Below are 12,875 nucleotides of genomic sequence, written 5' to 3'. Positions count from 1 at the left end.
TTGACCGCCTGAAGCGGTCTGAACGGCCAAGGCCGTCTCATCCTCTCACCGTTTTAGTGGAGCGAGGCCATTTCCAGTTCTGCTTCAAACGCATTGGCCACCGCCGCTTCCCGGCTGTCGGCCAGCAGGATCGGCGTGCCGTCCGCATTCTGCAGGGCATAAAGCGTCACGTTGTCATGCAGCGGCGGCACATCCGGAAACATGGTTTTCAGGTCGCGCGCCTTGATCGGCTTGATATAGGCAATGTCGCCCGTGCCAAGGTCGGTCAGCTCATCTGCCGACATGAATTCTGACAAGCGGGTCTGGTCTGCCCATTGCGGGCTGTTGGGATCGTGCATCAGTCTTCTCCATTCTGTTTGGCCGGCGAGGATTTATTCACCGCTGGAGATTTCTATCTTTCTGATCACGCGCTCCGGTTCCGGGCGCGTGAGGTCGATGGACAAAAGCCCATCTTTCAGGTCCGCACCGAGGATCTCGATGCCTTCGGCCAGGACAAAGGCCCGCTGAAACTGCCGGGCGGCAATGCCGCGGTGCAGATATTCCCTGGACTTGTCGTCCACCTGTCTGCCACGGATCACCAGCTGGCTTTCCTCCACCGAAACGTCAAGCTGTTCCCGGGTGAACCCGGCAACGGCCAGAGTGATCCGGATCACATCGCCGCGGCCTTCGGCCTTTGGCAACCGCTCGATATTGTAGGGCGGATAGCCGTCATTGGCGGCCTTGGAGACCCGGTCGAGCACCCGCTCGATATCGTCGAACCCGAGCATGAACGGGCTGGAAAACGCTGACATGCGTGACATCCTCAAAGTCCTTGTCGAAGCGACCTTGCACCCGGACCCTTTCAAAGGCGTCCGGGCAGGACCCCTTCAGGGGCTCCCTTCACCATTAAATATGGCGACTTGTTAAAATTGATTCAAGGCGCCTCTCCACAGGGCACATTTCCCGTGAACACGCCCCCGGAAAATGGGGGTCATGCCCATAGTTATCCAGACCTTGCTCACAGGTCCGGATTCAGCGCCGGATCCTGCCTCAGGAATTTTGCCAGGCTTGAGACCACCTTGCGGATCTCCGGATCGTGGCGCTGATCATGATGGGTGACCAGCCAGCGCTCGGACTGAAGCGCTGCGATTGGCGCGCTGATTGCCTTCAGGTCCTCAAAGGCGTCTCCCACAAAACAGGGCAGCACCATGCGCACCAGCCCCTTGCGCACCAGGGGCAAAGCCAGGGCCGTCTTGTTGACACTCACCGTTATCTCCTGGTCCTGCTGCTCCTTCAGCCAAAGGGCGCTCGGCACATGGGCCTCTTCTTCCACCAGTCCGGCCCAGCCAAGATCTGCGGAGGCGGGAATATGCGCGGCCTGATAGGCGGCGAAGGTGACCGTGCCAACCTTTTGCCCGGCCAGCCACTCCTGCGCCGGGCGCCGGTTGCGGACACCGATCTCGATCTGGCGGCGGGCCACGTTCCGGTCTCGCAGATCCGCCAGGAATTCCGGCTGCCAGGCAGCCTCCGGAGACCAGAACGCTTCCACATGGCCGGCCAGGAGCCGCATGGTCCAATCCCCGGCCGAAATCCGGATCTTGCGGCGAGTGCGGCCACTGGTGCGCCATTGATCAATTGCGCGGGCAGCCTGATCCATCTCTTCAAGCTGGTCCAGAAGATCCCGCCCGGCTGCTGTCAGACGGTAACCCCGCGCCTCCCGCTCCACCAGACGGGTCTCCAAAGAGCGCTCCAGCGCGGTCACCCGCCGCCCGAGTGTAGCCGCGCTCACACCGGCCGCCTGTGCTGCGCCCGCCAGTCCACCGGCCCGGGCGACGGCGAGAAACAGCCTCAAGTCTTCCCAATTCGTATTTTGTTTCATTTTTGAAATTTCTTTTTCATTTTAAAAACATAGAGATAACTATATTTCATGAGACATTTTGGCATAAATCCCTCTTGAAAATCAAATTTGAAGGAATGTGCCATGATCTTTCCCCTCAGCCTTGGCCGACGCTCCTGCCAGCGCGCCCACCAATCCGAGTATGACCGTCGAATCTTGGATGACCCGCAACGCGTCACCTGGAACGATCCCCGCCGGATGCTCTATCCACACCATCTAGAATTCTGGCCTCAAGACCTGCCGGAACATGTGCTTCACCGCCAGACAGCCCTCAGGCTGCGGCGGCACAAACAACGGGCCTGGCTGCGCGCTTTCATCCGGTTTCAATGGTTTGTGGCTTGCATCCGCTTTTTGAAACAGCCAGTTTGGCCGGGCTCTTTGATTGATCCTCCTTTGGACCCGCAGCACCGCCCTGATGACCCGAAACGACTTTGATGCCTTTTGCCGGGCCCTTCCGGCCACGACCCATGTGATCCAGTGGGGCAATGCCTCCGTGTGGAAGGTCGGCGGCAAGATCTTTGCCATTTGCTCGCGCTGGGGCGAGGGCGAGGGCGAGCGCATCGGCTTCAAGTGCTCAGACATGTCCTATGTGCTGCTGCTTCAGCAGGACGGCATTGTGCCAGCCCCCTATCTGGCCCGGGCCAAATGGGTGCAACTGCAAGGGGATGATGTCATGAGCGGGGACGATCTGAGAGCCTATATCAGAGCCGCCCATAAAATCATTGCCGGAAAACTCACCCAAAAACGCCGCAAAGAGCTTGGCCTTGCAGATTGACGGGCCTGACCATCTTCGCCTTCCCGGCAAGTGGCGCTCCTTGAGCCTATTGATGCTGGCCGAGATTGCAGCCATGAGCCTCTGGTTCCTGACCGCCGCCATCCTGCCGGACCTGACCCGCGACTTCGAAATTTCCGCCGCCCGCCAGGCTGCGCTTTCCAGTGCTGTTCAGATCGGCTTTGTCGCCGGAGCTGTCGCCTCCGCCCTCTTCGGACTGGCAGACCGGATCGATCCGCGCCGGTTCTTTGCCGCCTGCGCCATTCTTGCGGCCGTTTTCAATGCCAGCCTTCTGGCGGTCGAGCCCGGCGGGGCCGTCTCCATTCTGGCCCGGTTCGCAACCGGTGCGCTGCTGGCCGGGGTCTATCCGGTCGGCATGAAGATCGCCGTTGGCTGGGGCAAACGGGACCGGGGCTTTCTGGTGGGCACCCTGGTCGGCGCGCTCACCTTTGGCTCTGCAGCGCCTCATCTGCTAGCGCTCTTTGGCGGGACGGACTGGCGCTGGAGCCTTGCCATCGCCTCGACGGCCGCAGCTCTTGGCGGGGGACTGTGCCTCTTCACCCGTTTGGGACCCTTTCACGCCAAGGCTCCGCGCATGCAGATGCGGGCCGTGCTGAGCGCCTGGACCAATCCCAGGATCCGTTATGCCTATTTTGGCTATCTCGGCCATATGTGGGAACTTTATGCCATGTGGGCCTGGATCGGCGTCGCGCTGGCTGCCTCCTTTGCCCTGCGGCTGCCGGAAGACGAAGCCCTGACGCTCGCCCGGTTGACCACCTTTTTGACCATCGCGTCCGGCGGAGTGGCCTGCGTTCTGGCCGGTCTTGTCGCCGACCGGGTGGGCAAGGCCAATATCGCCATTCTTGCCATGGTGGTCAGCGGCCTCGCCGCCCTCGCCTCGGCGCTCGTCTTTGGCGGACCGGTCTGGCTGGTGATCCTTTGCGCTCTTGTGTGGGGTGCAGCGATCCTGCCGGATTCGGCTCAGTTTTCAGCTCTTGTCGCCGACTACGCTCCGGCGGATCAGGCCGGCAGCCTGATGACCTTCCAAACGGCCCTCGGCTTTGCGCTGACCTTCTTCACCGTCCAGCTGACCCCGCTTTGCGCCGGTGTGATCGGCTGGCCGGGTGTCTTTGCCGCGATGGCAATCGGTCCCGCCTTCGGGATCTGGGGGATGCTGCGCTTGAAGCGGACCGGCTGATGAATAGCGGCATTACGCTATGTATTACGTCTCCGGCATCACCAGCTCAAACTCTGCCCGGTCAAAATCCTGGCCATTGATCCTGACGCTGAGGGCCTGGGCGCCACCGTAATAGACCCGAGTCGTGATTGGCTTGATGGCATGGCTGCGCGCCAGAGCAACCGTCCCGCCGGGGGCAAGGCTGAGTTTGGTCCATTTGAAAACCTTGGGCACCAGTGCGCCATTTGCCTTCTTGAAGTGCACCAGATAGTCGATCACCAGATCCTGAGGCGCAGATCCGGTTGACGTCAGCTCCATTTCGAAGGACAGAGCCTCCCCATAGATCACCTGCGGTGTGTTGATATACGGCCCGGCCAGCTCGATTTGCGGCGGGTTGAGACCAAAGGCCTTCAGCGTGGCCGGATGTCCCTGCTTGATCAGGGTCCGGCAGGCGTGGCGCACCAGTTTTTCCCGCGCCTTGTCCGCATCTTTCAGCCAGCGCGCGGCAATCTGTGCCACGAGATCCGGATGGTCCTTGGCAATGTCGTTGAGATGATTGGCAACCGAGCGGCGGACATAGTCCTGCGGATCATCCTTCAGCGCTTCGAGCAGCGGCAGAGTGGGGGAAGGATCGGCGATCAGGCTTTTCAGCTGCAGGCCCCAGGGAAGACGCGGGCGGGTTCCTTCCGACACCAGACGGCGAACATGAACATTCGGATCGTTCACCCAAGGGGCCATCAGGCCAAGGGCCCGGGCCTGATCCCTGGCCAGAAACGGCCGGACGTCGAATTCCGCCGTCGCCCGCTTGGTCATCTCCTTGAGCAGCGCGAACGCGCTTTCAAAATCGTTCAGGCCATGATCCGTGACCACCATGCCAAGCGCCATCATGGCCCAGCCGCGCATGCCCTTGGCATCGCTTTTGCGCTCACTCCCCTCTCCGTCTTCCGGATGAAGCAGAGCCTTCAAGATCCGGAATTTTTCAGAAAGAGGCGCGGGCAGCACCTTGCCGGTCTCCTCGGCAATCAGCCGCGCCCGCTGTTTCAGCTCCAGATCCGGCAGCCGGGGCACGACTGCGGCTTCAAAGGCCGGTTGATCAAAGCCCTCAAGATGCCGGGAGAGGTGACCGGCCAGACAGCGCACAAGCTCGGGCGAAATGTTGTTCTTGAAGGGTTCCATCGGCGTTCCAGCATGTTCGTTTGCCCTGATGTGCCAGACACCTGCAGCCAGGAAAAGCGGTGGGCACTGGGTCTCCTGACAGAGGGTGTCAGGAGATCCCGCATGGCGGAAACCACGGCCTCCTTGCAGGCGTCCCCGGCTCGACCGGGGATGACCTTCTGAAGACTGGCAACGCTTTCTTTTCACAAACCCGCGTCATCCACTCTCCCTCATTCTGCGGCCCGTTGTGCAGCAGGCGCAGGTGAGCAATCACCTTCCCCCGGCGGGCCGGGCAGGTGTTTGGCGCCCTTCAGCCGGGTGTTGCCCGGCCTGCCGGAGTCCGATAGGGTCCGTGCACCTCCAACAAGGATTTTTTCCATGAAACCCGTCAATCTGGCTGAAAAGCTGTCCCGCTTTGCATCCCATTGGGACCCGCATGTGGTCGCCGACTATAATGACAACGACGTCATGGTCGTCAAATTCAAGGGGGAATTCCCCTTTCACAAGCACGACACGACGGCTGATTTTTTCTTCGTGCTGGAAGGCGAGATGATCATGGATCTGGAAGGCCTGCCGTCCGAAACAGTCAAGGCGGGCGAGCTTTTCATCGTGCCCAAGGGGGTAGTGCACCGCCCACGCGCGGCCGCAGAGGTCAAGGTCCTTTTGATCGAGCCAAAGGGCGAACCCAATTCCGGCGATTCGGACCAGCCGCCTGCCCCGAAACCCCGCATCTGATCGCTTGGCCCGGCTGAGGCAGGCGCTTTGCCCTGCGGCGCGACAAGGCATTGAAAAGGCGCGGGCCACCTGAGTGGTCCGCGCCTTTTCCCTCAGAGCGTGGCACGTTCCAATGGCTTCAAACCGGCTTGTCTTTCTAAGCTGAAATCTGTGATGTCAGGCCGCGAAAGGCAGAGCCCATGAAACCCGACTGGCCTTCCCGAAAATCCGCTCAATCGATCCGCTTGCCGGTCTCCGCATCGAAGAAATGAACGTTGCCCAGAGCGGCTTTCAGATGGATCTTTTCCCCCGGCGCGTGCTTGGCATGGCTGGACACCCGCACAACGATTTCCGGCCCGCCGCTTTCAAAGCTGGCATAGACGAAGCTTTCCGCACCGACCGGCTCTAGCACATTGACCACCGCTTCCAGTGCCACGTCGTCCCCGGAGGCCGGGGCGCTCGTGACTTCCAGATGTTCCGGGCGGATGCCAAGCGTATAGGCGTTTTTCGCCTTGGCATTGGGGCCGGAAAGCCCGCTGCCTTCGGCCAGTTCCAGACGATCACCATTTGCTTTCACATTCATCAGGTTCATGGCCGGAGAGCCGATGAAGCTGGCGACAAAGGTGGAGGCCGGTTTGTCATAGACATCGATCGGAGCGCCGATCTGCTCGATATTGCCGCCATTGAGGACCACCAGGCGGTCGGCCAGGGTCATGGCTTCCAGCTGGTCATGGGTCACATAGACACTTGTGGTGCCGAGCGCTCTTTGCAAACGCTTGATCTCCACCCGCATCTGCACCCGCAGCTTGGCGTCCAGATTGGACAGGGGCTCGTCAAACAGGAAGGCAGCCGGTTCGCGCACAATCGCTCGGCCCATAGCCACGCGCTGGCGCTGGCCACCGGACAGCGCCCGGGGCTTGCGGTCCAGATAATCACCGATTTCCAGAATGCGGGCGGCTTCCTTCACCCGGCGGTCGATCTCGTCCTTGGCCATACCCCGGTTTTTCAGGCCATAGGCCAGGTTGTTATAGACCGACATGTGCGGATAAAGCGCATAGTTCTGGAACACCATGGCAATGTCCCGGTCCGCCGGGTCGACGTTGTTCACCAGACGCTCGCCAATGCGGACTTCGCCGGTGGTAATGTCTTCCAGCCCGGCGACCATGCGCAGCAGGGTCGACTTGCCGCAACCGGACGGGCCCACCAGAACGATGAATTCGCCGTCGGCAATGTCAATGGAGACGCCTTTGACCGCCTCCACATTGCCCGCATACACCTTGCGGACGGTGTCGAGAGTAATCGTTGCCATTTAAAACCTCATTTATCGCTCTCGACGAGCCCTTTGATGAACCAGCTCTGGAAGACCACGACCACCAGAACCGGCGGCAGCATTGCCAGAATGGCAAGGGCCATGGCCTGATCGTAGTCCGGGATCTGCGCGCCCACCCAGACCTGGAGGATCTGCTTGATACCGCGCACCAGCGTGAAGAAGGTTTCGTCCGTGGTGATCAGCGTCGGCCAGAGATACTGATTCCAGCCATAGACGAACATGATGATGAAGATGGCCGCGATCATGGTCTGCGACAGGGGCACCAGAATGTCCTTGAAGAACTTCCAGGGTCCTGCCCCGTCGATCCGGGCGGCCTCCAGCAATTCGTCCGGCACGGACAGGAAGAACTGGCGGAAGAAGAACGTGCCCGTGGCAGAGGCAATCAGCGGCAGGATCAGCCCGGTATAGGTATTCACCAGACCCAGTTCCTGCACGATTTCATAAGACGGCAGGATGCGCACTTCCAGCGGCAGCAGCAGGGTGCAGAAGATCACCCAGAAGCAGAGTGAAGCCATGGGAAAGCGGAAATACACAATGGCATAGGCCGCCAGCATGGAAATCACGATCTTGCCGATGGCAAAGCCAAGGCCCAGGATCAGCGAGTTCTTGAGCATGACAAAGCCGTTGACTTCCTTGGTGAAGCCTCCGGCGCTGGTCAGCACCGTCTCATAAGCCTTCAGGCCCTCGTCCCCAAAGGTGAATTGCAGGCCTTCCTTGTAGATGGTGATCGCATCGTGGGTGGAGGTCAGGAAGGCCAGAACCACGGGAAAGACCATGAAGAAGACACCGGCCAGCAGGATCAGGTGATCGCCGATCTGCAATCGTTTCATATCCCGTCTCCTAGGTGTAGTGAACGCGCCGCTCGATCAAGCGGAACTGGATGATTGTGAGGATGAAGACGAAGATCATCAGCAGGACCGACTGGGCCGAGGACCCGCCAAGGTCGTTGCCCCGGAAGCCGTCCAGATAAACCTTGTAGACCAGGGTCACCGGATTGTTGCCGGGCTCGGTCTTCAGGATCACGTCAATGATGCCGAACGTGTCGAAGAAGGCGTAGGTGATGTTGATGATCAGCAGGAAGAAACCGGTCGGCGCCAGCAGCGGGAAAGTGACCGTCCAGAAGCGGCGGAAGCCGGAGCGGCAGTCGATGCTGGCCGCTTCCTGAACGGATTTGGAAATGCCCTGAAGGCCGGACAGGAAGAAGATGAAGTTCACCGGGATCTGCTTCCAGACCGCCGTGGTGACCATGGCAAAGGAGGTGTCAAAATAGTTCACCCCGATCTTCATGTCCCAGCCGAACATGGCGACGAATTGGACGATCGGGCCCACATGCTGGTCGAACAGCAAAATGCCGATCAGGCCGGCCACCGGCGGGGCCACCGCATAGACCCACATCAGCAGGGTCTTGTAGGTCGAAGCCCCGTGCAGGACCTTGTCCGCCTTCACTGCCAGCAGGAGAGCGATGGCCAGGGAGAAGAAGGTGACCAGAGACGTGAAGACGGCGGTGAATCCGACCACCCGGCTGTAATCGGTCGATGTGACCGTATCGACGAAATTGTCGAACCCGACAAAAGTCGCCCCGAATCCGAACGGGTCTTCCAGATAAAAGGAGGACCGCACCGCTTCGGCGGCAGGCCAGAGAAAGAACACGGCGACAATGGCCAGCTGCGGGAACAGCAGCAGGTAGGGGATCGCCGGTGTATTGAATTGAACTTTTTTCATTGCGCCACCGCAAACGGACTTCGCGGCCCGGCCCGGTTGCCCGAACGTCCGCCGCCTCGCAGGACATGAGGGCGCCCGGGGACGCCCTCATCATTTTCATGGTTTCGGAAAATCAGTTTCCGACGGTTTTCGCGAACCGCTCAAGCAGCTTGTCGCCATCGGACTTGATGGTCGCAAACGCGTCGTCGACGGATTCTTCACCGGCCAGGACCTTGCCCAGTTCACGGTTCATGACGTCGCGGATCTGGACGTAGAAGCCCATGCGGTAGCCTTTGGTCCACTCACCACCCGGCAGCATCAGCTGTTTGATGCCGACTTCGGCAGCCGGAGTGCGCTCGTAGTGGCCGTCCTTCTTGGCCAGTTCATAAGCTGCCTTCGTGATCGGCACATAGCCGGTTTCCTTGTGCCAGGTGTACTGGACTTCCGGAGAGGTCAGATACTTGAAGAAAGAGGCCACGCAGGCGTTTTCTTCAGCCGGCTTGCCGGACATGGCGAACAGGGCCGCACCACCGATGAAGCTGGCCGTGCCGGCACCTTCAACGGAATCCCAGTAAGGCAGGAAGGTTGCGGAGAACGGGAAGTCGACCGTTGCAGCAATGCCGCCGAAGGACCCGGAAGAACCGATCCACAGAGCCACCTTGCCTTCGTTGAAAGGCTGCTGGTTGTCGGACCAGCCGGTGCCATAATAGCCGAAATAGCCTTCGTCGAGCCATTTCTTGACGGCTGTGAAATGGTTTTTGATCGGATCGCCGAAGACCAGCTCGGTGCCCTTGGCGCCGTCATAGCCGTTGTTGTTGGTGGCGAATTGCAGGTCGTGGCGGGACTTGAAGTTCTCCACGAATTCCCACGGCAGGTGCGACTGAACGAGCGGCACATAGCCGGCTTCTTTCAGCTTCGGAGCGATGGCTTCGAAGTCTTCATAGGTCTTCGGAGCTTCGACGCCGGCCTTCTTCATCGCATCTTCGTTGATGTAGAGGATCGGGGCAGACGAGTTGAACGGCATGCCGATCATCTTGCCGTCGCTATCGGCGTAGAAGTAGCGGACACCGGCGATGTAGTCTTCGATGTTGAAGTCAACGCCATTGTCTTTCAAAAGGTCCTGAACCGGCACAACAGCGCCTTTCGCGCCGATGATGGTGGCAGCGCCTGCGTCAAAAACCTGGATGATGTTCGGCTGTTCGCCAGCACGGAAAGCGGCGATGCCAGCAGTCAGCGTGTCTTCGTAGCCGCCTTTGTAGACCGGGGTCAGGTTACAAGTATCCTGAGAAGCGTTGTAGTCAGTGGAGATCTGGTTGACGACTTCGCCGAGCTTGCCGCCCATGGCGTGCCACCAGGTGATGTCGGTGGCCGCATAAGAAGCGGAGGAAGTGCCCAGCAGGGCGGCCGCAGCAACAAGGCTGGCAACAGTCTTACGATAAGCCATATTCAATTTGCTCCCATCTCGAAGGGCTGATGCCCAGGTCAGCAGTTGGTTTTTTCTGGCGCCGAAATGGCTTGCCCGGCACCCGAAACGATAACGCCTGCATTTCGTATTATTTTCATATGAACGTTATATGACGCTCATATGAACATTTAAACACGCCTCAGCCACGCCCGCAAACGGGAAAGAATTTATTTTACCTCTGACGGCCGGATTGCGGCGAACCGGCGCAGATTTCTGCGCTTTTCCGGCAAAAAGGCCCTTCTTGAGGCCCCTGCATTCCTGTGCGCTGCGCCAGAGATCGCTTCCCGGGCCGCCCCACAAGCCGGGTAACATTAGGTGGCTCACATGTAGCTTCGGCGTCGTTCATATGAAAATTCAGTGACACTTCGCTCGCCCGCCGCAAGCCCCACCGCTAACCCGATGACTTTATTCAGGTTCCGTCACCTCCCCCCAATTCTCTCAAGGTCTTGAACCCTCTGCGTCATCCCAGCCTTTGACCTTACGGCCGTTGCCGCTATGCTGCCTCCGGGCGCTTCGCCCGCCCAACAATGATGACATTTGATAAACTGCGTTTCCCCAATTCATGTCCCTGCCTTTTGCCACCGTCTATCCGTTGAAACCGGCCCGTGCCCATGAAGTGTGCGGCGATGGCGGGCTGGCCTTTGCCGCCATGGCCGCCGGCCAGGCGGACGGCCCGGTGGTCTGGGTGTGCGAGGCCAGGCTGCCCGTGCTCAACCCGGAAGGGCTTTCCGCCTATTGCGACCCGGGCAAATTGCTGATCACCCGGACCGGCAGCCAGCAGGCGGTGCTGGCCAGCATGGAAACGGCCCTGCGCTCCGGCGCTGCCGGGCTCGTGGCCGGTGAGCTGACCGCCCCCATCGGCCTGACCGAAGGGCGGCGCCTTCAACTGGCCGCAGAGGCTGGCGGCACCACCGCCCTGCTGCTGATCCCGGAGGGCGCGGGCAGCAACGCCGCCGAAACCCGGTGGCTCTGCACCAATGTGCCGGGGCCAAACTCAGCGCCGGACGCGCGCCTCTCCCCGCACAGCCCCTTAAGGCAACAGCCGGGACTGCCTCAGCAAAATGACCATGACTCGACTCATTGGCGCTGGTCGCTTATAAAGAACAAAATAGGAACATTATCGGAATGGGTGGTCCGTTGGGATGCAGCGGCGCGTCGTGTCATTGTGGTTTCCGAGGCTGGCGGCTGAGCGGTCCCTGCGCGCTGCGCCCGTTGACGCACCCTTTGCCCTGACCCTTCATGACCGCAATTCGGACCGGATTCACGATCTCTGCCCGCGGGCGGCGGCGGCCGGTCTCAGCCGGGGCATGAGCCTGGTGCATGCACGCAGTTTCTGCCCCGCTCTGGTGACCCGCCCTGCCGACCCGGCCGCCGACCAGCGCTTTATGCGCCTGCTGGCCCGGTGGGCCCTGCGCTACTGCCCCTGGGTCGGCCTCGACCGTCAGGACGGCCTCTTTCTGGACATCACCGGCTCGGCTCACCTTCTGGGCGGCGAAGCCCCTCTTCTGGACGACATGCGCGCCCGTCTGGCCCGGGCCGGGCTCACCGCCCGCACCGGTCTGGCCTCGACCCCGGGCGCAGCCTGGGCGCTGGCCCGGTTTGCTGAAGGCATTGCCCCGCCCGGCGGGATCCTGGAGCGGATAGGCCCGCTGCCGCTGACAGCCCTGCGCCTGCCTGACCAGACCACGACCAGCCTGGAGCGTCTCGGCATTGCCACCATTTCCGCGCTTTACAACCTGCCCCGGGCCACCATTGCCCGCCGCTATGACGGCGAGGTGCTGCGCCGCCTGGATCAGGCACTCGGCACCTTGCCCGAACAGATTTCCCCGCTCCAGGAAGACCGGCCTTTTGCCGTGCGCATGACCCTGCCCGAGCCGGTCGGCCTTCTGGAGGATGTCATGGCCGGGACACAGCGGCTGGTGACTCATCTGTGCACCCGGCTGGACACGGCCCAGAAAGGCGCCCGTAACCTGAAACTCGCCTTCCGCCGGGTAGATCAGGAAACCCTGGCGGTGGACTTGCGCCTGGCCGGACCGATGCGCGATCCAGCCCGGATCCTGGCCCTGTTCGAGCGCGGGGTGAGCAATGTCGATGCCGGTTATGGCATTGACCTGATCCGCCTGGAAGCCACCCATGTGGAACCGCTTGCCCCCCGGCAGCTCACTCCCTCCCAGGCGCTTGAAAAGGACAGCCTGTCCGATCTCATCACCCAGCTGGGCAGCCGGATCGGGCTGGAGAACATTCAGCGCTTCGTGCCCGTGGACAGCCATATTCCCGAACGCAGCTTCAAGCTGGCCCCGGCGGCCAGTTGCCCGCCGGTGGCCGCCTGGCCCGTCCGCCGCCCGCGCCCCTTGCGCCTGTTCCCGCCCGAGCCGATCACCGGCCACGGCGCGACCCCGCCCGGCCGGTTCCGCTGGCGCGGCCGCACCCTGACCACACAGACCGCCGAAGGCCCCGAACGGATCAGCCCGTCCTGGTGGGACCAGGACGGCAGCTGGGCCCGGGGTCTGCGCGACTATTGGCGTATCGCCACGGGCCAGGGCCCGCGCCTGTGGCTGTTCCACACCCCCCAGACCCCGGGCTGGTACGTGCAAGGGGAGTTCGGCTGATGCGGCTCCCTCCATTCCTTACCGCCGCCGCTCTGCGCCGTCCCGGCCCCGCACTCCCCTTTCGCCATCCCGGCTC

At 61.3% G+C, this 12,875-nt stretch carries 13 protein-coding genes; 5 read left to right on the top strand and 8 right to left on the bottom strand.

Translation table 11 applies throughout. The annotated features are described in order from the left end of the window. Positions 1 to 53: 53 nt before the first annotated feature. From ACXAH0_RS04830 to ACXAH0_RS04820, 3 genes are all read right to left on the bottom strand, one after another. Positions 54 to 338, bottom strand: coding sequence for a BQ00720 family protein (locus ACXAH0_RS04830; RefSeq protein ID WP_475173930.1), 285 nt, complete (start codon positions 336 to 338; stop codon positions 54 to 56). Between the two features lie 33 nt (positions 339 to 371). Further along, positions 372 to 800 (bottom strand): Hsp20 family protein, encoded by a 429-nt coding sequence (locus ACXAH0_RS04825; RefSeq protein ID WP_475173931.1) that lies wholly within the window; start codon positions 798 to 800, stop codon positions 372 to 374. A gap of 197 nt (positions 801 to 997) precedes the next feature. Continuing rightward, positions 998 to 1,858 carry a LysR family transcriptional regulator gene (locus tag ACXAH0_RS04820; protein ID WP_475189454.1) on the bottom strand — a complete coding sequence of 287 codons (861 nt, stop codon included), beginning with the start codon at positions 1,856 to 1,858 and terminating at the stop codon, positions 998 to 1,000. A 433-nt stretch (positions 1,859 to 2,291) separates the two neighbouring features. Here ACXAH0_RS04820 and ACXAH0_RS04815 point away from each other — a divergent pair, with 433 nt between their 5' ends. After that, positions 2,292 to 2,651, top strand: a complete 360-nt coding sequence (locus ACXAH0_RS04815; RefSeq protein ID WP_475189453.1) for an MmcQ/YjbR family DNA-binding protein — start codon at positions 2,292 to 2,294, stop codon at positions 2,649 to 2,651. Beyond that, on the top strand, positions 2,641 to 3,846 hold the full coding sequence (locus ACXAH0_RS04810; RefSeq protein WP_475189452.1) for an MFS transporter: 1,206 nt from the start codon (positions 2,641 to 2,643) through the stop codon (positions 3,844 to 3,846). Before ACXAH0_RS04815 ends, ACXAH0_RS04810 begins: the two co-directional genes overlap by 11 nt. Before the next feature lie 24 nt (positions 3,847 to 3,870). On the opposite strand, the gene ACXAH0_RS04805 is transcribed toward ACXAH0_RS04810, so the two are convergent. After that, positions 3,871 to 5,001, bottom strand: coding sequence for a DNA alkylation repair protein (locus tag ACXAH0_RS04805; RefSeq protein ID WP_475189450.1), 1,131 nt, complete (start codon positions 4,999 to 5,001; stop codon positions 3,871 to 3,873). Between the two features lie 357 nt (positions 5,002 to 5,358). Here ACXAH0_RS04805 and ACXAH0_RS04800 point away from each other — a divergent pair, with 357 nt between their 5' ends. Next, positions 5,359 to 5,715, top strand: coding sequence for a cupin domain-containing protein (locus ACXAH0_RS04800; RefSeq protein ID WP_475173941.1), 357 nt, complete (start codon positions 5,359 to 5,361; stop codon positions 5,713 to 5,715). A gap of 211 nt (positions 5,716 to 5,926) precedes the next feature. On the opposite strand, the gene ACXAH0_RS04795 is transcribed toward ACXAH0_RS04800, so the two are convergent. The 4 genes from ACXAH0_RS04795 to ACXAH0_RS04780 all read right to left on the bottom strand — a co-directional run bounded on the left by ACXAH0_RS04795 (position 5,927) and on the right by ACXAH0_RS04780 (position 10,169). Beyond that, the gene (locus ACXAH0_RS04795) at positions 5,927 to 7,003 is read right to left on the bottom strand and encodes a sn-glycerol-3-phosphate import ATP-binding protein UgpC (RefSeq protein ID WP_475173943.1); all 1,077 of its coding nucleotides are present in this window, start codon (positions 7,001 to 7,003) and stop codon (positions 5,927 to 5,929) included. Between the two features lie 8 nt (positions 7,004 to 7,011). Next, positions 7,012 to 7,854, bottom strand: coding sequence for a sn-glycerol-3-phosphate ABC transporter permease UgpE (gene ugpE / locus ACXAH0_RS04790; RefSeq protein WP_475173944.1), 843 nt, complete (start codon positions 7,852 to 7,854; stop codon positions 7,012 to 7,014). Positions 7,855 to 7,864: 10 nt separating this feature from the next. After that, on the bottom strand, positions 7,865 to 8,746 hold the full coding sequence (locus ACXAH0_RS04785; protein ID WP_475173947.1) for an ABC transporter permease subunit: 882 nt from the start codon (positions 8,744 to 8,746) through the stop codon (positions 7,865 to 7,867). A 112-nt stretch (positions 8,747 to 8,858) separates the two neighbouring features. Continuing rightward, positions 8,859 to 10,169 (bottom strand): extracellular solute-binding protein, encoded by a 1,311-nt coding sequence (locus tag ACXAH0_RS04780; protein WP_475189449.1) that lies wholly within the window; start codon positions 10,167 to 10,169, stop codon positions 8,859 to 8,861. 583 nt (positions 10,170 to 10,752) lie between these two features. On the opposite strand from ACXAH0_RS04780, the gene ACXAH0_RS04775 reads away from it, so the two are divergent. Both ACXAH0_RS04775 and ACXAH0_RS04770 read left to right on the top strand, forming a co-directional pair. Beyond that, complete coding sequence (locus tag ACXAH0_RS04775; RefSeq protein ID WP_475189448.1) at positions 10,753 to 11,379, top strand: ImuA family protein; 627 nt, start codon at positions 10,753 to 10,755, stop codon at positions 11,377 to 11,379. Next, the gene (locus tag ACXAH0_RS04770) at positions 11,348 to 12,799 is read left to right on the top strand and encodes a Y-family DNA polymerase (protein WP_475189445.1); all 1,452 of its coding nucleotides are present in this window, start codon (positions 11,348 to 11,350) and stop codon (positions 12,797 to 12,799) included. The genes ACXAH0_RS04775 and ACXAH0_RS04770 overlap by 32 nt, the downstream gene beginning before the upstream one ends. The last annotated feature ends 76 nt before the right edge of the window (positions 12,800 to 12,875 follow it).

It is taken from the genome of Roseibium sp. AWQ4_290, assembly GCF_056160985.1.
Note: the sequence above shows the minus strand (reverse complement) of the source record. Positions and strands in the feature narration are given on the sequence as shown.